The organism is Kribbella sp. NPDC051936 (assembly GCF_040680955.1).
Lineage (GTDB): Bacteria > Actinomycetota > Actinomycetes > Propionibacteriales > Kribbellaceae > Kribbella.
Genome location: NZ_JBFAXS010000005.1, coordinates 66,638 through 87,406 on the forward strand (window position 1 = coordinate 66,638; position 20,769 = coordinate 87,406).

At 70.1% G+C, this 20,769-nt stretch carries 18 protein-coding genes and 1 other RNA gene; 9 read left to right on the top strand and 10 right to left on the bottom strand.

Annotated elements, in window-relative coordinates; genetic code table 11:
* Positions 1-10 precede the first annotated feature (10 nt).
* The 9 genes from AB0L64_RS17910 to AB0L64_RS17950 all read left to right on the top strand — a co-directional run bounded on the left by AB0L64_RS17910 (position 11) and on the right by AB0L64_RS17950 (position 7,382).
* Positions 11-391 (top strand): hypothetical protein, encoded by a 381-nt coding sequence (locus tag AB0L64_RS17910; protein WP_363711254.1) that lies wholly within the window; start codon positions 11-13, stop codon positions 389-391.
* Complete coding sequence (locus AB0L64_RS17915) at positions 384-551, top strand: hypothetical protein (RefSeq protein ID WP_355697024.1); 168 nt, start codon at positions 384-386, stop codon at positions 549-551. The genes AB0L64_RS17910 and AB0L64_RS17915 overlap by 8 nt, the downstream gene beginning before the upstream one ends.
* 186 nt (positions 552-737) lie before the next feature.
* The gene (gene ftsE, locus AB0L64_RS17920; RefSeq protein WP_355697026.1) at positions 738-1,427 is read left to right on the top strand and encodes a cell division ATP-binding protein FtsE; all 690 of its coding nucleotides are present in this window, start codon (positions 738-740) and stop codon (positions 1,425-1,427) included.
* A 26-nt stretch (positions 1,428-1,453) separates the two neighbouring features.
* Positions 1,454-2,365, top strand: coding sequence for a permease-like cell division protein FtsX (gene ftsX, locus AB0L64_RS17925; protein WP_363711257.1), 912 nt, complete (start codon positions 1,454-1,456; stop codon positions 2,363-2,365).
* An 84-nt stretch (positions 2,366-2,449) separates the two neighbouring features.
* Positions 2,450-3,898, top strand: coding sequence for a M23 family metallopeptidase (locus tag AB0L64_RS17930; protein WP_363711259.1), 1,449 nt, complete (start codon positions 2,450-2,452; stop codon positions 3,896-3,898).
* A gap of 21 nt (positions 3,899-3,919) precedes the next feature.
* A complete protein-coding gene (smpB, locus tag AB0L64_RS17935) occupies positions 3,920-4,393 on the top strand; it encodes an SsrA-binding protein SmpB (RefSeq protein ID WP_355473012.1) in 474 nt (157 codons plus the stop codon).
* Positions 4,394-4,550: 157 nt separating this feature from the next.
* Positions 4,551-5,111: a DUF1707 and DUF4870 domain-containing protein gene (locus tag AB0L64_RS17940; RefSeq protein WP_363711261.1), complete on the top strand. Its 561-nt coding sequence runs from the start codon at positions 4,551-4,553 to the stop codon at positions 5,109-5,111.
* A gap of 95 nt (positions 5,112-5,206) precedes the next feature.
* Positions 5,207-5,584: a transfer-messenger RNA gene (ssrA, locus tag AB0L64_RS17945) on the top strand.
* A gap of 211 nt (positions 5,585-5,795) precedes the next feature.
* A complete protein-coding gene (locus AB0L64_RS17950; protein WP_363711263.1) occupies positions 5,796-7,382 on the top strand; it encodes an MBL fold metallo-hydrolase in 1,587 nt (528 codons plus the stop codon).
* Here AB0L64_RS17950 and AB0L64_RS17955 read toward each other — a convergent pair.
* From AB0L64_RS17955 to AB0L64_RS18000, 10 genes are read right to left on the bottom strand one after another with little or no spacing between them, the layout of a single operon-like run.
* On the bottom strand, positions 7,321-8,007 hold the full coding sequence (locus AB0L64_RS17955; RefSeq protein WP_363711265.1) for a sugar transferase: 687 nt from the start codon (positions 8,005-8,007) through the stop codon (positions 7,321-7,323). The two genes, AB0L64_RS17950 and AB0L64_RS17955, sit on opposite strands and share 62 nt — an antisense overlap.
* 8 nt (positions 8,008-8,015) lie before the next feature.
* Positions 8,016-9,092, bottom strand: a complete 1,077-nt coding sequence (locus AB0L64_RS17960) for a hypothetical protein (RefSeq protein WP_363711267.1) — start codon at positions 9,090-9,092, stop codon at positions 8,016-8,018.
* Positions 9,089-10,372 (bottom strand): polysaccharide biosynthesis C-terminal domain-containing protein, encoded by a 1,284-nt coding sequence (locus AB0L64_RS17965; RefSeq protein WP_363711269.1) that lies wholly within the window; start codon positions 10,370-10,372, stop codon positions 9,089-9,091. Before AB0L64_RS17965 ends, AB0L64_RS17960 begins: the two co-directional genes overlap by 4 nt.
* Entirely contained in the window at positions 10,372-11,664 is a 1,293-nt protein-coding gene (locus AB0L64_RS17970) for an O-antigen ligase family protein (RefSeq protein WP_363711272.1), read from the bottom strand. Before AB0L64_RS17970 ends, AB0L64_RS17965 begins: the two co-directional genes overlap by 1 nt.
* Entirely contained in the window at positions 11,661-12,713 is a 1,053-nt protein-coding gene (locus AB0L64_RS17975) for an aminoglycoside phosphotransferase family protein (protein ID WP_359936773.1), read from the bottom strand. Before AB0L64_RS17975 ends, AB0L64_RS17970 begins: the two co-directional genes overlap by 4 nt.
* Positions 12,710-13,141 carry a hypothetical protein gene (locus tag AB0L64_RS17980; protein WP_363711275.1) on the bottom strand — a complete coding sequence of 144 codons (432 nt, stop codon included), beginning with the start codon at positions 13,139-13,141 and terminating at the stop codon, positions 12,710-12,712. The genes AB0L64_RS17975 and AB0L64_RS17980 overlap by 4 nt, the downstream gene beginning before the upstream one ends.
* Complete coding sequence (locus AB0L64_RS17985; RefSeq protein ID WP_363711277.1) at positions 13,138-14,292, bottom strand: glycosyltransferase; 1,155 nt, start codon at positions 14,290-14,292, stop codon at positions 13,138-13,140. The genes AB0L64_RS17980 and AB0L64_RS17985 overlap by 4 nt, the downstream gene beginning before the upstream one ends.
* Positions 14,292-15,281 carry a hypothetical protein gene (locus AB0L64_RS17990; protein ID WP_363711279.1) on the bottom strand — a complete coding sequence of 330 codons (990 nt, stop codon included), beginning with the start codon at positions 15,279-15,281 and terminating at the stop codon, positions 14,292-14,294. Before AB0L64_RS17990 ends, AB0L64_RS17985 begins: the two co-directional genes overlap by 1 nt.
* Positions 15,282-15,301: 20 nt before the next feature.
* Positions 15,302-16,531: a hypothetical protein gene (locus AB0L64_RS17995; RefSeq protein ID WP_363711281.1), complete on the bottom strand. Its 1,230-nt coding sequence runs from the start codon at positions 16,529-16,531 to the stop codon at positions 15,302-15,304.
* A 25-nt stretch (positions 16,532-16,556) separates the two neighbouring features.
* A complete protein-coding gene (locus AB0L64_RS18000; protein ID WP_363711283.1) occupies positions 16,557-20,765 on the bottom strand; it encodes a PKD domain-containing protein in 4,209 nt (1,402 codons plus the stop codon).
* Positions 20,766-20,769: the final 4 nt, after the last annotated feature.

The window sequence follows — 20,769 nt, forward strand, 5'->3', positions numbered from 1 at the left end:
AGGGGTGTCCGTGATCCCTACCTGGATCTCGGTTGTCGGGGTCGTGGTGACGGTGCTGAGTCCGCTGCTCGCTCTCGGAGGCGTGCTGCTGGGGTCGTACCTGACGCGGAAGTCCGATCGCGAGCTCGACACCTGGCGGCATCGTGAGGAAACGATGCGGATGGTCCGGTGGGCGGTGGAGCAGATCCTCGAGGGGGAGGACGCCGGGACGGACGCCGGTGTGGTGACGCTGCGTTCGCTGATGAGGTCGGAGCTGTTACAGCCGGAGGACTACGACCTGGTCGCCGCGCTGACCGCCGCCGTTGCGATCGACCGCGTCGGCCCGGCCGCGTACGCTGATATCGCGGACGCGGACATCGAGGTCGTCGAGGGAGACAGTGACCATGGCTGAGAAGAAGACCGTGAAGGTCTCCCGCCAGGCCGTCGAACTGGCCCGTTTGCACGTCGAGGCCGCCCGCCGCGCGGGCCGCAAACCCGACGCCGGCGTCGCCCGCATCGCCGACGCCCGCCCCGACAACGGCAACGGAGCCCCCGCCGTAGCACCCGCCTGAGCGCGAGGCGTCGTACGGGCGTTTCAAACGGACCGGGTATCGGACGGGGGTGTACGGACCGGCAGGTCTGGTCGGCGGCACGCCGTGGAGCGCCTAGACTGATCGCCGGCCGCTCCGGTGGCGTACGGTGCACTTCGTGGTTACCGTCGCGTCGCTCCCTGTTCCCGACCACGGCCGGATGAACCCGTGATCCGCTTCGAGAATGTGTCCAAGACGTACGAGGGCCAGTCCAGGGCCGCTCTGCTGAACGTCAACGTCGATATCGAGAAAGGCGAGTTCGTCTTCCTGGTCGGTACCTCCGGGTCCGGCAAGTCGACGTTCCTCCGCCTGGTGCTGCGTGAGCAGCGGACGTCCAAGGGTCACATCATGGTGGCCGGCAAGGACCTGAACCGGCTCGCGAGCTGGCGGATCCCGCAGATGCGCCGCCAGATCGGCACCGTGTTCCAGGACTTCCGGCTGCTGCCGAACAAGACCGTCGCCGAGAACGTGGCGTTCGCGCTGCAGGTGATCGGCAAGCCGCGCTCGCACATCCGCAAGACGGTGCCCGAGGTGCTGGAGCTGGTCGGTCTGGACGGCAAGGAGGACCGGCTCCCGGACGAGCTGTCCGGCGGTGAGCAGCAGCGCGTCGCGATCGCCCGCGCGTTCGTGAACCGGCCGATGATCCTGATCGCCGACGAGCCCACCGGAAACCTCGACCCGGGCACGTCGGTCGGCATCATGAAGTTGCTGGACCGGATCAACCGGACCGGGACGACGGTCGTGATGGCCACCCACGACGTGTCGATCGTCGACCAGATGCGCAAGCGCGTGATCGAGTTGCAGAACGGCCACGTCGTCCGCGACGAGTCGCGCGGCGTCTACGGCTACCAGCACTGATCGCCGAGCACAGGGACTGACTGAAGATGCGCCTGAACTACATCCTCTCCGACCTCGGCATCGGCCTGAAGCGGAACCTCTCGATGACGATCGCGGTCGTCGTCACGATCTGGGTCTCGCTGGCGCTGTTCGGCAGCGCGCTGCTGGCCAACTCGCAGGTCAGCCTGATGAAGGGCAACTGGTACGACAAGATCCAGATCTCGGTGTTCCTGTGCACCAAGGACTCCGGCGGCCGCGGCTGCTCGGGCGCCGAGGTGACCCAGGAGCAGAAGAACCGGATCCAGCAGGTCATCCAGACGAACCCGGACACCGCGCCCGACGGCGTGTTCTCGGAGTCGAAGAAGGAAGCTTTCGAGTCCTTCAAGAAGCTGTACAAGGACTCGCCGATCGTCAGCACGGTCACCGAGGACCAGATGCAGGAGTCCTTCCGGGTCAAGCTGAAGGATCCACAGCGCTACCAGAACCTTGTCAGCGCGGTCGCCGGCCTTCCCGGCGTCGACACCGTCCAGGACCTCCGCCAGTACCTCGACCCGTTGTTCAAGGCCCTCAACGGCCTGCAGATCGGCGCGATCTTCGCGGCCGGCCTGTTGCTCGCCGCGGCCCTGATGCAGATCTTCAACACGATCCGGCTGGCGGCGTACGCCCGGAGACGGGAGATCGGCATCATGCGCCTGGTGGGCGCGTCGAACTTCTATATCCAGCTACCGTTCCTGCTGGAAGCGGTGCTGGCCGCGCTGGTCGGAGCCGTGCTGGCGTGCGGCACGCTCTGGCTCGGGGTGTACCTGATCGTCATGCAGCGGGCCCAGGAGACGTTCCGCGTCTGGCAGTGGGTCGGCGCGACCGAGACCTTCCGCGCCATGCTCTACATGGTGCTGGTCGGCGTGATCCTGGCCGTCATCCCGACATTCCTGACAACGCGGAAATACCTCAAAGTCTGACCCGGGTGACCTATCGTGCAGTAACAGGAGTAACAGCAGTCACTCCCGTACCGCACAACTTCATCCAGAGCAAGGGGTCGACCTGTGGTCCCGCACTTCCCCGGTGCGAACCCGCCTGAGCGGGGGAGCATCAAGCGAGACGACAGCACCGGCACCTCCGCAGCGCCGTACCCGCGATCACGCACGCGACCGCCGGGCCGGCAGACGGTGGTTGCCGCATGCTGCCTTGTCCTGTCCCTGTCCGCCGGTGTCCTGGCCGCGGTTCCGTCCGCTCCGTCCGCGGAGGCGAAACCGCCGGACCCAGCCGCCAAGAAGAAGCAGCTCGACGCGCAGCTCGGTCAGCAGAAGGCCGATCTCGACGACGCCTCCGACCAGCTCGGCAAGTCCGTTGCCGCGTACAACCAAGCCGTCGTGAAGTATCAGGCCGTCCAGGTCCGGTACGCCGCCGCGCAGGGCCAGTTGGCCGCCGCGAAGGCCGCCGACGCGGTGGCCGCGGGCAAGCTCGCCGCGGCCGAGGCGGCGCTGCGGGTCGCGGTCTCCGACGTGGAGGCCGGCGAGAAGCTGATCGCGGAGAAGCGGTCCGTGGCGGGTCGCGCGGTCCGGTCGGCGTACCAGCAGCAGAACGGCCTGGTCGGGCTGACGATCGCGCTGCGCGGCGCCGCGCCGGCCGACATCGCGACCGGGATGCAGGTCCAGCGGAACGTGTTCGGCATCCAGAGCAACGCGATCACGAACCTGAACAACGCGCAGGCGCAGCTCGCCAGCAAGCGGGTCAAGGTCGCGGCCGCGGAGAAGGACGCCGAGGGCGCCCGGGCCGAGGCGGCGGCGACGGTCAAGCGCGTCACCGAGCTGACCGAGCAGGTCGCGGCCGACCGGGCCGAGGCCGCCGCGATCGCCAAGGTCAAGCTGACCGCGTTCAAGGCCGCCGAGAAGGAGAAGAACACCGAGCTGGCGCAGTACAACTCGCTGCTGCGCGAGCGGAACCGGGTCGAGCAGCTCCTGATCGCACGGGCGAAGGCCGAGAAGGCCGCCGCGGCCCGGCGCAAGGCCGCGGCCGAGAAGGCGGAGCGGGCGAAGGCGCGCAAGGAGAACCGCCCGCCGCGGAAGATTCCGGACAATCCGGGCGGCGGCGACAGCGACGGCGGGCTCAGCTATCCCGTCAGCAGCTACATCACGTCGCCGTACGGGATGCGGTTCCACCCGGTCCTGCACTACTGGAAGCTGCACGACGGCACCGACTTCCGCGCTCCGTGCGGTACGCCGATCCGCGCCGCGGCCGACGGCAAGGTGACGGACAAGTACTACAACGGCGGCTACGGGAACCGGCTGTTCGTTTCACACGGTGTGATCGACGGGTCGTCCATCACCACCGTCTACAACCACCTCTCGCGGTACAAGGCGCACGTCGGTGAACGCGTGAAGAAGGGCGAGATCATCGGCTACGCCGGGACGACGGGCTACTCCACCGGCTGCCACCTGCACTTCATGGTCTACCAGGACGGCCGCGTGGTTAATCCCATGAAGTGGCTGTAGACGATCTGGGATACTGGTCGGATGGTGAAACAGTCCGGCCGGGAGAAGCCGATCGCGCAGAACCGTAAGGCGCGACACGACTACCACATCGACGACGTGGTGGAGGCCGGGCTGGTGCTGACCGGGACGGAGGTCAAGTCCTTGCGGCAGGGCCGGGCCTCCCTCGTCGACGCGTTCGCCGCCGTCCGCGGGAACGAGCTCTGGCTGCAGGGCATGCACATCCCGGAGTACAAGCACGGCACGTGGACCAACCACGAGCCCCGCCGGACCCGCAAGTTGCTGCTGCACAAGGACGAGGTGCAGAAGCTGATCCGCGAGGTCGAGCAGCAGGGCGTGTCCCTGATCCCGCTGTCGCTGTACTTCAAGGACGGCTACGCGAAGGTCGAGCTCGCCACCGGTCGCGGTAAGAAGGACTACGACAAGCGTCACGCCCTCGCCGAGCGCCAGGCCAACCGCGAGGCGCAGCGCGCCCTGTCCGAGCGTCGCCGGGGGTAGTGTCAGGCGCCTCGCGGACCTCTGCGTCGGCCAGGTCGCGTCCGTGCGCTGAGCGGGCGCTGGTCAGACGCTGTTCCGGGGCTTCCGGGGTCGGGTCAGGGGTGCTTCCGGGCTGAACCCGATGGGGTGCGCGGTGTCCCGCGCGCACAGTGGAACCATGTCCACTTCAGAGCTGCTGGTGACGACGGCGCAGCGCGACCGGGCCGTCGAGATCCTGAAAGAGATGTACGCCGACGGCCGCCTCGACCACATGGAGTTCGACCTCCGGCTGGACAAGGCACTCAAGGCGCGGACCCGGGCCGAGCTGAACAGCACGTTCGACGGGCTGGTGTCCCGCCCGGTGCCGACGTACGCCCCGGCCGCGTTCACCCGGCCGGCGCCGCTGCAGACGTACCGCGGTGACGGGCGGGGGATGGGCACGATCGCGCACTGGCTCGGGTACCCGACGTTCTTCGTCGGTCCGGCGCTGGTCGTCGCGAGCGCGGGCCAGAAGAACCCCGCCGTACGCCGGCACGCCGTCGAGGCGCTGAACTTCCAGCTGACCGCGTTCGGCGCGTTCGCGCTGCTGGGGATCGCCACCGGCATCACCCACGGGTTCCTGTCGTTCCTGTTCCCGGTCCTGGGCATCCTGTGGTTCCTGCTCACCGGTATCGGCGGCCTGGCCACCGCGGCCGGCGGCAAGTTCCGCTACCCGTTCACGCTGCGCCTGATCAAGTAGGTCCCCCGGAGGGGAATGTCGGGTGCGGGCAGCCTGTTGGACTTGGTAGTGTGGATCTTCCACCGCGGTTCGGGTGGGAGTTTGACAACTCAACAGGGGGTGAACGGTTTCGACTTTGGACGTACGTTCCAAGGGAAGCGGGCCGAGGATCCAGGGTTATCTCGTTAACGATCTCTGGAAACCAATAACTGCCAACGCTAAGCGCAGTAGCTTCGCTCTCGCCGCCTGACGGCCTGAGCACTTAAAGAAGCGGTCAGCCCGGGGATGCTCCCGCCCCGGCTCCTGGCCTCATCTAGGGAGCTTGCTTTGTTAGCCCGGTCACGGGGCTAGCACGGGACATTTACAGTGACTGAGCCTGTCAGCGAGATGTCTGTACAAACGCTGGGGCTGAGAAAAGCGACATCCAGACTGCGCCCGGAGAAGCCTTGAAACGACGCCGAAGGACGCGGGTTCGATTCCCGCCACCTCCACCCCTTGAGAACGCCCAGGTCAGAGCACATCCGACCTGGGCGTTCTGCTGTCTGCGGCCACGTAGACCACGTAGACCACGTAGACCACGTGTGCCGCCACCTTCCGTGTGAACGAGGTCGCGCGCTGGAACTGGTTGCGGGCGCGCTGAATGGCGTAGGGGTTCTCGTGCGGGTGGGGGATGCCGGGGGTGCGGGGGGTCGGGAGGCTGGGGTTATGAGTGAGGGGACTGTCACTGCGCTGGGGCATGCCGGGTTGCGGGTGGACGGGGGCGGGGTGCGGATCCTGGCGGATCCATGGCTGTCGGAGGGCGGGGCGTTTCTGGGCTCCTGGTTCCCGTTCCCGGACAACTCGCATCTGGTCACGCCGGAGTTGCTCGACGTCGATCTGGTGGTGGTGTCGCACGAGCATCTGGACCACCTGGACCTGGATCTGATCGCCGGGCTGCCGGAGAGCGTGCCGGTGCTGGTCCCGCGGTATCCGTCGACGATCATGCAGCGCCGGTTGCGCGCGATCGGGCGGACCCGGGTGGTCGTGCTGGACGCGTGGCAGCGCTACCCGCTGAACGAGCGCGACTGGCTGACGGTGATCCCCGAGCAGTGCCCGATGAGCCACGACGCCGCCGTCCTGCTGAAGCTCGGGGAGCGCAGCGTGCTGCACACCAACGACGCCCGGATCTCGCTGTCCCAGGCGCGGCGTGCGATGGCCGAGGCCGACGGGCCGCTGGACGTGATGGGCGTGCAGATGTCGGGCGCGAGCTGGCACCCGGTCCGGTACGAGTACGACGAGGTCGAGCGGGAGCGGATCTCGACGATCAAGCGGGTCGGCAAGTTCAAGGCCGTCACCCGGCTGGTCCGGCAGGTCCAGCCGCGGCTGGTGATGCCGTACGCCGGTCCGCCCTGCTTCCTCGACGACGAACTGTTCGAGCTGAACAGCGGCCTGCGTCCGGGCGGGATCTTCCCGGACCAGGGCGAGGCACTGGCCTGGCTCGCGGACCGGATCCCCGACCAGCGCGGGGTCTGTCTGCTGCCGGGTGACCAGATCCGGCTGGACGACCTCACGGTGGTCCGCGACGCGCACTGGAAGGACTTCGCCCTGGACGCCGGGCCGGAGGAGCGGCGGCGATACCTGACCGAGTACGCCGCCCGGCGCCGGCCGGCCATCGACGCCGCCCGGGCCGCGAACCCCGTGTCGCGGCCCGGGTTGGCCGATCGCTTCAAGACCCACCTGGAGTCACTCGGCACGCTGTCGGAGTACTTCCTCGCCCGGATCGGTATGACGCTGCGCTTCGACGTGTCCGGGCCGCACGGCGGAGTCTGGGACGCGCACATCGGACCGGACCGGGTGGTCGTCGATCTCGACGGCGGCGCCGGGCACGCCGACTACCGACTGACCATGGACGGCCGGTGGCTCGACGGCGTGGTGTCCGGCCGGACCCGCTGGGAGGAGCTGCTGCTGTCGATGCGCTTCACCGCACGCCGGCAGCCCGACCGGTACAACGACTACCTGGTCGGCCTGCTCAAGCACGCCGACCGGGCCGCGTTACGGGCCGTCGAGCGGTTCGAGGCAGCCCGTGACCCGGAGGAGACCACCACGATCGTTGTCGGTGGCAAGCAGCTGCGGGTGAGCAGGTACTGCCCGCACGCCGGTGAGGACCTGGCCGAGACGGGCGTGGTGGTGAACGGCGTACTGCGCTGTCTCGGCCACAACTTCGAGTTCGACCTGACCGACGGGACCTGTCTCAACGCCCGCTGCGACCCGGTTCTGGTGAGGCCGGAGCCGGATGTGGAAGAGGCGGTCTGACCGGCACCTGGAGATCAGCCAGCCCGGCCACGAACAGCCCGGTGAGCAGGACGTAGTACAGCGTCCGGCGAATCGTCGGGCGGTCCAGGTACTCGCGGTCCGCGGCCACCCGCAGCGGCACGAGTACGTCGAGGTACCAGCGCTCCACGTCCGCCCAGGTGTCCGGCGGTACGGCGGAACGCTCGCGGTACCGCAGCTGCGCCGGACCGGTCAGCCCGGGCCGCGCCAGCAGTACCGGCCGGCACGCGTCCGGATAGCGCGCCGCCAGAGTCGCGCTTTCCGGCCGCGGACCGACCAGCGTCATCTGCCCGCGAACCACGTGCCACAACTGGGGCAGCTCGTCGAGCGCGGTCCGCCGCAGGAACGCGCCGAGCGGTGTGATCCGGGCATCGGTGGCGGCGGTCACTTCGGGGCCGGAGGCAACTGTATGCATGGTCCGGAACTTGTACAGCGTGAACGACCGGCCGTTCTCGCCCACGCGGGCCTGACGGAACAGCACCGGCCGGCCGCTGGTGACGAGCACCAGTACCGCGACGATCAGCAGGACTGGCGACACTGCCACCAGCAGCAGCCCCCCGATGAGCACGTCGAGAAATCGGCGGCCCGGACCAACCTGTGCTGACATTCTGTCTCCTAACCGGTACCGGCGGCCACGAAGACCGCGGTGAACGCCTGGGCCGCCAGATCGCACTCGTGGTCGAACGAGGCGGGATCGGTGGGCATCGTCGACGGCGTCATGTGGGTGATCAGCTGCACGCCGTGCCGTCGTTCCTGGATCAGGGAGGTCCAGAGCGGGTTGGCGGCGAGGTCGGGCGCGAGCAGACTGAACACCTTGCCCTGGTAGTGCTGACGCCAGGTCCAGATGTCCACGGCCTTCGCGCCGGCCGAGACGGGCGCGGCGATGTACGTGGTCGTGTCGGTGGCGGCCTGGGCGGCTGATCCCTGGTAGCCGTCGGCGGCCGCGAGTGCCTTGCGGGACTGCAGCGTGGTCAGCGATTCCCAGCCCTGGGCGTGGATCCGGCTCCAGATCTCGGCCTGCGCGGCCTGCTGGGTCAGGCCCCAGCCTGCGTAGGTGCCAGGGCTCAGCAGCCCGGTGCTCAGGTCGAGCCGGTCGATCAGATGGCCGCGCAGGTAGGTCTCGACCGCCGCCGCACTGGCCGCTGGGTACTTCAGCCGGACCCGTTGCGCGCATCCTTCCTGGTTGCCGCCGCGCCACGGCAGGCACCCGAGCTCCGGTACGACCGCGTCGACCAGGATCTGCTTGCCGGGCGCAACTTTCGCGAGGCTGCTCCGGGCCTGCCGGAGGAAGTTGGTGGCCTGCGCCGGAGAGGTCAGTCCGTCGCCGTACCCGATCTCGTCGGAGATCTTGAACCCGGCTGTTCCCGGGACCGCGGCCAGCTGCCCGAGCCGGGCGACCGCTCCGTCGAAGGCGGCCGGCCCGTCGAGCCAACGCTTGACCAGGTCGGTCTCCCACCAGATCGCGACGCCGCGCTGGTGCAGCGCGGTGGCGAGCGCGACGTACCGGTCACCGGGCAGCACGGCCGCTGCACCGCCGGTCGCCGGGCTGCTGGGTGGCGGCTGGGTCGGGTCCGCCGGCGTACTCATCGGCGGTCCGCTGTCCGGGGACGTGATCGGCTGAGCGCTCGGCGAACCGTTGGAACAGCCAACGAGCAGGACCAGCAGGCCGGCGGCGATCGCGGTAGCTCTCATGGTGTTCCCTCCCCGATCACGAGGGTCGCGCGGCGGCGGGCCCGCGGTGCGCTGAGCCGCAGTAGCAGAACGATCAGCAGAGCATCGGTCGACAGGTACGCCGCGGTCGACGCGACCGCCGCGCCGAGCGCTCCGTGCCGCGGGATCAGCGTCACGTCGAGAACCACGGTGACGACGAGCCCGGCGCCGAGCACGATCGAGTTGAGCCCCGGCGTACCGCGACCGTAGAGATAAGCGCTCGCGACCCCTGAGGCGCCGGCCAGGATCATGCCCGCGACGAGGATCCGGGCCGGAGTGACCGCGGGTGCGAACGAGGCGCCGTACAGCAGCCGCATCACCGGTCCGGCCAGGATCGCGACCGGGATCGCGGCGGCCGCGACGCCGGCCAGAGTCGGCCGGATCAGCCGCCGGGCCAGCTCGGCGGCCCGCTGCTCGTCGAGTTTCGCCAGGCGCGGATAGAAGACCCAGGTCAGTGCGGTGCCGGGCAGCCGGAGCAGTTCGGCGTACTTCGAGGCGACCGCGTAGCCGCCGAGGACGGCGGGTCCGGCGATCGCGCCGAGGATCGCGACGTCGAGGCGGAGGTTCAGCAACGTGATCAGGCCGCCTACCTGACCCCGCAGTCCGTACGACGCGACCTGCCGCGCGAGGTCCTTGTCCGGGCGCCCCCACCAGCACGCGACGCCCAGGCGCCGCCACCCGAGCCGCCGGCCGACCCGGCGCCACGCGTCGACCGCGACGACCAGGTCGGCGAGCCCGAGTCCGAGGATGATCGCACCGATGCCGTCAATGCCGACGAGCAGCGGGAGCACGAAACAGGGCAGGAACGCGAGTTCCTCGGCGGCGATCACCACGTCACCGCCGCGCCGGTCCTCGAGTCCTTGCAGGGCGGTCTTGCCGAGCGTCAGCGCGAGCTGCGTGGCCACAGTCGCCCCCGCGGCCGCGATCAGCCACGGCGCCTCGTGCGGGAAGAAGACCTTGGCGAGCAGCGGCGACGCGACCACCCACAGCGCCGTACCGACAACCGCTCCGGCGGCTCCGATCGCCATCAACGTCGGCCAGAGCCGCGGCAGGTCGCGGCGCGGTACGGCGAGGAAGTAGGCGAGGGCCCCGGGCAGGCCGAGGACGCACAGCACCCCGACCAGGCCGGGCAGCATCCGGAGCAGCGCGTACTCGCCGACCGCCGACGGTCCGCCGGTGCGCGCGACCAGCACGGTGGCGAGCGTGAGCCCGAGGATGGCGAGCAACCGCGCCGAGGTGTTGGACAGGACGGAACGGATCATCAGGCCTCCTCGTGCTGGTCCTGCATCGCGAGGACGAGCGCCGCGACGAGACCGAGCCAGGTCCACAGGTGCCGGAAGTGCAGAACCTCGTAGAACCCTGCGGCGGTCGCCATCACCGGTCCGATGACGGCGAGCAGCCAGGGTCTCGGCACGAGTTCGGCGTACGCCTTCGGCAGGTTCCCGAAGACCAGCCGCAGGCAGCGCGCGAGCACGCCGACGCCGAACAGCAGCAGACCGATCGCCCCGATCACCCCGCGTTCCAGCAGCGTCGCGAGGTAGTCGTTGTGGGCTTCCTTGACGTACGGCGCCTGCGTGGCCTCCAGGGTCGCCTTCGTCCGGGCCGGCCCGTAGCCGGCGGCGTCGCCGCGCAGGAAGAGGTTCGCGCCCTCGCTGACGATCGTGGCCCGCTCGCCGCTGGAGTTCGCGCTGCGCCCGAACGAGTCGCGCAGCAGTGGCACACTGCCGGCGGCCTGTTCACGGAGCTGACCGAGGTCGACGCGGGGCATGACGAACCCTGCCATCAGCCCGCCGGCGAGAGCTGCGCTCGCGAGGACGGCAAGGCCGCCGACCGCGCCCCGGCGGCGGTAGGCGGTCACCGCGACGGCCAGGACCAGGCCGACCAGCAGGGTGAGCATCGCGCCGTTCGAGCCGGTGAACCCGATCGCCAGGAGCACCAGCAGGTAGGCGATCCGGCGGACGCCGGGGGACCGTGGATGCTTGCACGCGGCCATCAGGAACAACGAGACGACCAGGTAGTTACCGGCCAGGTTGGGATCACCGAACGTGTACGGCGCACGCACACCGTCCTTGGCCGACACCCCGGTGATCGCGTTCAAGCCGACCAGGTACGCGGGCACCATGACGCCCGAGTAGAGCGTCGCCGTGTGGCACCAGGACACCGTGACGGCGCGGACGATCGCCGGATTGTGGCGACCGAGGGCGAGCGCCGCAGACCACGCGAACAGCAGCAGATCCTGGATCAGCACCAGCCCGGTGCCGACCGGCGCGACCGAGACGTACGCCGCGAACGCGCCGCCGAGGATCAGCCCGGCCACACCGGTGGCGTACGGCAGCTTGATCGGCAGTTGTTCCCGGCCCGCCCACAGCATGCTCAGCACGACGCACAGCAGGATGCCCGCGTCCGCCAGGGCCGTGTTGCCCGGACCGGCGGGCACCAGGAACGGCAGCAGGCAGGTCGTCAGCCCCATCATCGCCACGAGCGCGTCACCGCGCGGCGTGCCGGGCGAGCCGACGATGCCGGCCGGTCGTAGTGGCTGGGTCGAGGCGCTCATCGCGGTTCAGCTCCGTCGGTGAGCGGCCAGTACGGCAGACTCGCCAGCAGGTCCAGATGCTGTGCGGCGAACTCGTCGTCGTTGGCGTTCGCGGCGATCTCACCCAGCCCGGCCAGCGCGGCGCCGTACCAGAGGATCGTCGGCAGGCCGAGAGTTTCGAGTCCGGTGCGCAGGTACAGCCGGACCAGGTCCGGCAGCCAGCCGGCCTCGAGCAGGCCGTACCTGATCCCGGCCCCGAACCCGGTACGCCGCAGGCCGCGGTGTCCGCGTACCTCACGACCGGGCCGGGTATGGCGGTCGAGGTAGAGGCAGTAGCTGAGCGCGAACCGGACCAGGTCGCGCAGCGGCGAGCCGGTGCGCGCGCCGCTCTCCCAGTCGACGACTCCGGAGATCCGGCCGTCGTCGACCAGCAGGTTCCCGAACCAGTAGTCGCCGTGCACCACCGTGGTCGCGACCCGATGGGCGCGCAGCTGCCGGTCCGCGGCCGCGACCCGGACCTGTGCGGCCTCGAGTTTCGGATGCCCCGGCCAGCGGGCACGCAACTGGCCGGCGACCTCGCCCGCCCAGGTGATCCGGGACCGCTCGCCGGCTGTCGCCAGCTGCAGGTGCCGGAGCCATCCGCCCGCCAGCGCGAAGTCCTCGGCCACCGGACGCTGCCGCGAAGTGTGCAGCCAGCGGTGGTACGCGACACTCATCGGGACGCCACGCAGTACCGTCGTCACCACGGCCGGCAGGCCGTCGCTGTCCAGCGTCTCCAGGTAGCGCGGAACGGTCCTGGCGAGTTCGCCCAGGTCCGTCTCGCCGAGCGCGATCAGCATCCGGGTCTCCCGGGAGACCGCGCCCGCGGCTGCGACCGTGACCGGGATCTTGATCGCCACCGGCCCGGCCGGGCCGTCCACGTAAGTACCGGCGGGCGGCGTGACGACGAAGGTCCGCTTGGCGTCGGGATCCTTCGACGTCGCGATCAGCACGCCCCGGCTCCCGGGCGCGAACAACAGGTCGTGCACCGACCGGGGGCGCGGCTGGAACGCCTTCGGAGCTTCGGTCATCGCCGCCTCCCGACGACGACGCGGGCCGGTGCGAGCGCGCCGGTCCAGCGCCAGGGTGCGCGTCGTGCCAGCCCGAGCAGTGCGGACGCCGGTACGGCGAACGCGAGTCCCGGAGGCACCGTGGCCACCGCGGTCCAGAAGTGCCTGATCGCCTCCTCGACGTCGTCGACGACCACCATCGGCCGGTCGAGCGTCGGCAGTACGACGAACTCGCGCTCCACCACGACCCCGAGCTCACGCGCTGTCCGCCGCAGCCGGCGACGACTGTGCGGCCGCTGGTCGATCAGGACGACCGGCCCGTCGGTGGACACCTGATCCGCCCGGACCGGTCCGCGGCGGAGGTCGTGCTCGACCGTCCCCGGCGGGCACAGCTGCAGCCAGGGCGACATCGGCCGCCGGATCCGCTCGGCCGTTTCCGGACTCGTCATGACCCCACCAGCTCCGCCGGCCGTCCGGCGGAGTACACCTGGTCGAGCACCTCGGCCAGGCTCTCGGCGTCGTACGTACTGCCGGCCGACGCCTGCCCGCGCCGAGCCATCCGCTCGGCCTTCGGGCGGTCGCCGAGCAGGTCGTCGACTGCTTCGGCCAGCAGGCGCGGACGTCCCGGTGGAACCAAGATCCCGCTCTCGCCGGGGATGACGAGGTCAGGCACCGAATTGACTGCGGTCGCCACGACCGGAAGACCGCAGCGCATCGCCTCCACCACCGCGCAGGGCAGACCCTCGTACCGGCTGGCCATCGCGAACACGTCGAACGCCGGCAGCAGTTGCGGTACGTCGGACCGCTCGCCGGCGAAGACGAACCGGGCGGTCAGACCCGAGCGGCGGACCAGGTCCTTCGCCTCGCGGTCGCCCGGACCCGAGCCGATCCAGACCGCGACCGCGTCGGTGTGCCGCAGCCCGGCGACCGCGGCGATGAGGTGTTCCGGTGCCTTCTGGTAGTCGATCCGGCCGACGGTGCCGATCAGCGGGATGGTCGCGCCGACCCCGAGCTCGGCCCGCGCCGCCGTACGCGAGCTGTCAGTGCGCGGAACGGTGACCGACTCCACGACGGGTGTGATCGTGCGGAGCGAGCTCGGTGTGGCGAGCCCGAGCCGCAGCGCCTCGGTCGCCACCCCGGTTCCGATCGCGAGCACCGTATCGGTGATGCGCGCCAGCCGGCGCTCGACGGCGATGTACGCCGTGCGCCGCAACGGATTCTGGAACTGGTGGAACGGAAAGCCGTGATAGGTGTGCACGATCCGCGGCACACCTGCCCGGTGCGCGGCGAGCCGGCCGAGCGCCCCGGCCTTCGCGCTGTGGGTGTGGACGACGTCGTACCTGCCGGCGGCACACAACGCGGTCAGTTCCCGCAGGGCCCGGCGGTCGTCGGTCGGTGACAGCGGTGCGACCAGTGACGGCTCGATCAGGACGCGCATTCCGGCGGCCGCGGCCCGGTCGGTGAGTGGGCCGCCTTGTCCGGTGATGATCGTGACCCGGTAGCGGTCCGGGTCGAGCGGGAGGACGCCGCGCAGCGCGACCCCACCGGCACCGGCGATGAAGCGGGTGACGATCTGGGCGACCTCGATCCGGGTGCCCATCAACCGGCCCGCCCGGTCCGGACCGCGGCCAGTGGGCGGCGGAGCAGTTCGGTCAGTCCGGCGCCGGGCTCCCGGCCGAGCAGCAGCTCGACCGCGGGCAGCCGGGTCGTCAGCCGTGCGGCGATCTCCTCGATCGGCGGGTGCACCGGCCCGCATCCCGTCGCGGTCGCGACGAGCGCTGCGATCGACCAGAACCGGCGCAGTTCACCGGCCGCGTAGGTGCCCGCGACGAGCCGGCGAGCCGCCTCCGCGGGGCTGAGTTCGCGCAACGTGGGCGACTCCTGGGTCCCGCGCCGCAGGACGACGACGAGCTCCGGCGGCAACGACCTGACCCGGTGCGTCCACGGCTGTTCGCGCCGCCCGTGCAACGCTCGCCGCCCGGTACCGTCCAGCAGCCGCAACGGTTCGGCCACGCCGTACGCCGTCATTCCGTCGCAGGCCGCGAGGTTGTCGCACGTTGCCCGCGAGCCGTCGGCCAGGGCGCGCGCGACCAATGTCGACTTGCCGACGCCGCCCGGTCCGGCCAGCAGGACGACGACACCACCGACCTCGACGACCGAGACGTGCAGCGGCGCGAACCGCTGTTGCATCGCGAACCACAACGTCGGGTAGTGCAGCAGGACCTGGCTGTTCAGCGCACGCTGCCGAGCCGGGAGCAGCCTGGCTGCGACGGACTCCTGGTACGACGGCCGCCACCGGCTGGCGACCCGGAGGCCGTCGACGTCGACCGCCCACCGCTGGTCGAAACCGGATCCGCCGACGTTCGTCAGCACCACTTCGCCGCCCGGTGTCGCCCAGACGCCCCGCGTGATCAACTCCGCCCCGTCCGTGCGGAACGGCCGGCGGGTCTCCTCGACCGCGAGGACGACGTTCGGCGGATCCGCCGCCGCGAGCCCGGGTCGCTCGGGCCCGCCCGCGGCCGCGAGCAGCTTGCGTACGGCGCTGTCCGGTCCGTGCAGCGCCACGCGCTGGCCTGCCGTGTGGAGCATGGCGGTTGTCATCCGGCTGGTCACCGCAGCCTGCCGAAGCGGCGTGGTGCCGGACCGTGCACGATGCCCAGTACCGGCCAGCGAACGGCCTTCAGGATGTCGTCGAGGTCGTCGAGCCGGCGCAGGAGCACCGTGCCCCTGGACACGACAACGACCCCGGCCGTCATCTCGTCCTCGGGCGTGACGGCCGACAGTCCGGTGAAGCGGACATCGGTGAAGCCGTCGATGTCGAAGACCGGCCCGCCGTCACCCGGAACGACGGGTTGCTTCGACTGCTTCGAGGCGTGCGTGCGTCCGGACAGCGAGAACAGCAGCTTGCTCACGGTGTCCGCGTCTTCGTCGTCGGCGCCCATCAGCACGACCGCGTCGACGCCTTGCCGCCGGGCTGCCAGCGCCATCGTGTTGCGGAGCGACTCGATGTCCTCGGTCGACTTGCCGAGCACCGGCGCCTGCAGCAACCGGGCCAGCGCGCGGATGCCGGTGACCCGTGGGCGGAACGTCTCCAGGACCGTCGCCGCGGTCAGGCCGAGTACGAGACCGAGCAGCAGTGCCAGCGCGAGTTGCGGAAGGATCGAGTGCGGTTCGCGCCGGATGTCGGGCTGGGTGCCGACCATGACGACCTGGTCCTTGGTCGCGTTGTCCGCGACCAAGGTCGCCCGTTGGCTGCTGAGTTGGCTCAGCAACTGGTTGGCCGACTGGATCTGCACCCCGAGGTCGGCGCGGGCGGTCACGTCGGCAATGCCCCGCAGTTGGGCGACCAGCTTGTCCCGGCGTGCGGTCGCGGCGTCGATCTGGCTGGTCAGGTCGTCCAGTGTGCTGCGGAAGGTTGCCTGGTCACCCTGGTTCATGAACGCCGCGACCCGGGCAGCGAGTTCGGAGACGACCCTTCCGGCCACCAGCGGGTCGTTGTCGCTGACGCTGAGCTCGACGATCGAGGACCCGCCGATCCGCTGCGCGGCCACGTTGGTCGCCGCGTACGTGTCGACGTCCCGCTGCGCCTGCGCAGCCTCCAGCGCCGCACCGAGCACACTCGGCGTCGTCGCCACCGCGAGGACCCGGCTGTTCATCCCCTCGGCCTCGGTCGCCGACTTCGGTGAGCCGGAGATGACCTGGAGGCGGATCGAGGCAATGCTCGGGTCCGGCCGGTTCGCCACCAGGATCGCGGCACCGGCAACCGGTACCAGGATGCACACCAGGATCAGTGCCAGGTGCGCCCGGACGATCCGGCGGAACATCTCTTCGAGCGTCATAGCTGAGCCTTCCTCGTGCCGTCCCTCACTGGACCTTCACGCTCTTGGTGGTGGTGCCGGTCAGCCCGCCCGTATCGGTGACGACGACATTCACGGTGAAGGTCCCCGCGGCCGGGTAGGTACAGGTCGTGGTCGGGGCCGTCTGCGCCGGCAGGGTGGTGCCGGTCCCACAGCTGAACTGGTAGGTCGCGATCGGCGTCTTGTCCGGGTCGGTCGAGCCGGATGCGTCGGCGGTGATCGACTGGCCGCGCTTGATGCTGTTCTTCGACAGGTTCAGCGCCGCGGTCGGTGCCACCTCGGCCAGGATCCTGACCTTGGTGGTCGCCCGGCTGGTGAGCCCGTCGGTGTCGGTCACCGTCACTGCGACGGTGTAGGTGCCGGCGGCCGGGTGGTCACAGGTCGTCGTCGGTGTGGTGATCGGACCTGTGGTGTGCCCGTTGCCGCAGTCGAAGGAGTAGGAGACCAGCGGCCGGCCGTCGGCGTCCGAGGACGCGGAGGCGTCCAGTACAACCTGCTGCGGTGCGTACGCCTGATTGGGTGTGGCCGTGATCCGTGCTGTCGGTACGCCGTTCGGCTTCACCACGATCGGCGCACCGGTCCAGGTGGCGGTGGCGCCGGTGGAGTCGGTGACTGTCGCGGTCGGCGTGAACGTCCCTGCCGCACCGTAGTGGCAGACACCGCTGGACTGTGTCAGCACCGTGCCGTTGCCACAGACGATCTGGTACGACGTGATCGGCGCGGGGCCGGCGCTGTGCGAGGCGTCGATCGTCACGTCGAGCGGCGCGAAACCACCGGTCGGGGAGACGGTCACGACGATCACGAGGCCGTCGAACTCGAAGGCACCGAGATCGGCGAAGGTGACCGGGCCGGTACCGGTGTTCGTGACGGCCGGGTCGTCGACCGGGGTGCCGCCGTCCTTGTCGGTCGCGCTCCAGCCGGCCGGCGACGTGTCGGCGGCGTCGATGGCCGGGGAGGTCCCGGTCAGATGCAGGTCACGGCCGGCCAGGTTGACGAACTGCGGGTTCGCCGCCTTTCCCGTCGGTTCCTGCCCGCTGACGGCCTGGTAGGAGCTGAGCGTCGTGTACGGCTGCGACGTCCACTCGAACAGGGGTCCGCCGTTGTTCTGGAACACCAGGTCCCGGTCCAGGCTGGTGCCCTGGCTGGATGTCTCGTCGACCCGGATCTCGCCGATCGTCCGGGTGCTGCCGACGGCGTTGTCCATCGTCACGTTGTCCCGGGTGAGAGCACCGGTCGAGCCGCCCTCGAAGTTGATCCCGGCGGTGGTGTTGCCGACCACGGTGTTGCCGATCACCTGCGAGCCGGGCGCCTGGAAGTCGTCGATGCCGTGGTCGCCGTTGTCGTAGACCACGTTCCGGCGCACCAGGGTCCCGGTCGCGCCGGTGTAGGACTCGATGCCCGAGTCGTCGTTGCTGTAGGACAAGTTGCCGTCGACAACGGTGTTCTGGGCGGCCGACGACACGTCGATACCGGCCGCGATCCGGGTCGAGAGCCGCTTGTTCCGGTACGTCGTCACGCCGGTCACCGTGTCCCGCGCGCCGCCCTGCACGCTGACGCCGTGGAAGCTGTTGTCGTGCGTGACCGAGGTCTTCACCGTGCTGTCGGTGCTGCTGAACAGCCGGATGCCGATGGACTGGTTCGCCGACGCCTGGATGCCGCTCAGCATGACCTGGCTGGAGTTGTCCGCGGTCACGCCCTGGGCGCCGGACTGGGCGGTGTCGACGGTGTCGAGGGAGACCCGCTGCACGGTGTCGAAGTACACGCCGCTCAGGTTGGTCTGCCGGACCGCGAAGCCGCTGACGTTCACGTCGGTGACCTGGCGGAGCAGGATGCCGAAGCTGCGCGCGCCCGCGCTGACGGTGTGCCCGGTGGCCGGGTTCGTCCCGCCGGTGTCGACGTACAGCGTCGCCGTCGGGGTGTCGTAGAACCACGTGCCGCTGGTGGTCGTCGTACTACTCGTTGCCTTGGCCAACGGTTGCCCGTCCAGGAAGACCTGCGCCGGCACCGAGGTGAAGGCGTGCTTCCACGCCGTCGTCGACGTCGCGGACCAGCCGGCCGCGTCGGGCACGTCGTTCGTGCCGAGGATGACCGCCGACGGCGAGGTCGCCCGCAGCGTGATCGGCGCGCCGGCCTCACCGCTCGCGGTGACCTGGACCTGTTCGCGGTACTGGCCCGCGCCTACCAGCGCGGTGTCGCCGGCCAGCATCTTCTTCGTGGCCGCGCCGATCGTGCAGAACGGGGTGGCGGTGGTGCCCGGTCCGCTGTCGCTGCAGGACGGGTTCGTCTGCTCGACGGAGTACGTCTGCACCTGGCGGAGGCTGACGACCTCCTGGGCGGTCGCGGTGTCGGTCAGCCCCGCGGTGTCGGTGACCGTGGTGGTGACGGTGAACGTGCCGGTCGCCGCGTACTTGTGGGTCGCGGTCGCCGTCGCCTGCGGACCGACGACGGTGCCGTCACCGAAGTCGAAGGTGTACGACGCGATGCCGTTGGTGTCGGCGTCGCTCGAACCGCTCGCATCCGCGGTCACCGGCGTCGCCGGCGGCATGTTCACCGCGCTCGGGTCGAGCACCACGGCCGCGTGCGGCGGATAGTCGGCCGGACCCGCGATCGGCTGGTACTCCAGCGGGCCGCGGTCGGCGTACGCCGGCGTACCGGTGCCGGTGTCCGGCACGATCGGGTCGTCGGCGAGTGCGTTGCCGCTCTGGTCGGCGGCGACGAAGTTCGCCGGCGACGAGTCGGCCGAGTCGACCGCGGCGGAACCGGCGGTCAGCCGGAAGTCCGCGCCGGCCGGGTTGACGAAGTCCGGGTCGACGGACAGGCCGTGGGCCTCCTGACCGGTCGCGGTGGCGAACGCGGCCAGCGTCTTGTAGATCACGCCGTTGACCTTCGTACTCGGTGCGACCACGTGGTTGTACGCCATGTCGCGGTCGGCGGTGAGACCGGAGTACGAACCGGCGTCGACGTACAGGTCGTACTCGGTCGCGGTGGTGCCGTTGTCGACCAGGAGGTTGTTGACAACGGTGGCGCCGGTCGAGGTGCCCTCGATCGAGAGGCCGTCCCGGCGGTTCCCGTACGCCGTGTTGTTCAGGTACTGCACACCGGTCGAGGTCAGCGTGTCGAAGCCGTGGTCGCCGTTGCCGTAGGAGATGTTGCGCGCCACCAGAGCCCGGTGGCTGCTGCTGTAGACCTGGAACCCGCTGTCCTGGTTCTGGTAGGCGACATTGCCGATCACACGGTTGTCGGGCGAGCTCGTGTCGACGTCGATGCCGTTGGCGGTCGCGTTCGGATTCAGTGAGACGTTCGCGTACGTCGTGTTACCGGTGAGCAGGTTGTTCGGCGAGGTGGCAAGGCCGATCCCGTGCAGGCCGTTGTTGTGGCTGCCGGACGCGGTGACGGTCACGCCGCTGGACGCGTTCAGCTTGATGCCGGTGGACAGCGCGTTGTCGACGGCCGCGGAACGGATCGTGATCGAGCTGCTCGGGCAGGTGTCGACGAGGACGCCGTTACCGGCCGACTGGGACGTGGTGACGTGGTCGACGGTGATCCCGGACGAGGACAGCAACCGCACACCGGCCAGGTTCGCGCGGTCGAGCTCGAGGTTGCTGACGACCACGTTCTGCTTGCTGCTGGTGGTGACGCCGAACGACTGGGCGCCGGCCTCGACCTGGTGCCCGTCGCCCGGGTTGGCGCCGCCGATGTCGACGTACAGAACCTTGGCGGTCCCGTCGTAGAACCAGCTGTTCGGCGTCGTCGTGGTGGCGGAGCTAGCGGTCGCGAGGCGTTGGTTGTCGACGAAGACCTGCTTGGGCGCGGACGGAGGCGCGTACGGCGTGGACCAGGCCGTGGTACCGGTCGCGGTCCAGAGCGCTGCGCCGGCCAGGGACCGGGTGCCGAGCACGATGACGCCCGGGGCGTCGCCGACGACGGTGATCGGGTCCGTGGCGGTGCCCGACGCGTTGATCGTGACCTGCTCCCGATAGGTGCCCGGAGCAACATGCACGGTGTCGCCCGGGAGCACGGCCTTCTTGGTGCCCTGGGAGATCGTGCAGAACGGCGCCGCCTGGGTGCCGGTACCGGTGTCGCTGCAGGTGACCGTGTTGTTCACCCAGTAGCCGGTGCCGACGGCGTTCGCCGGGCTGCTCGTCACGACCAGCACCAGCGCCGCGGTCATGCTGATGACCGTGGCCGCCGCGAGACTCCGTAGCCGCTTGTTCATGTTC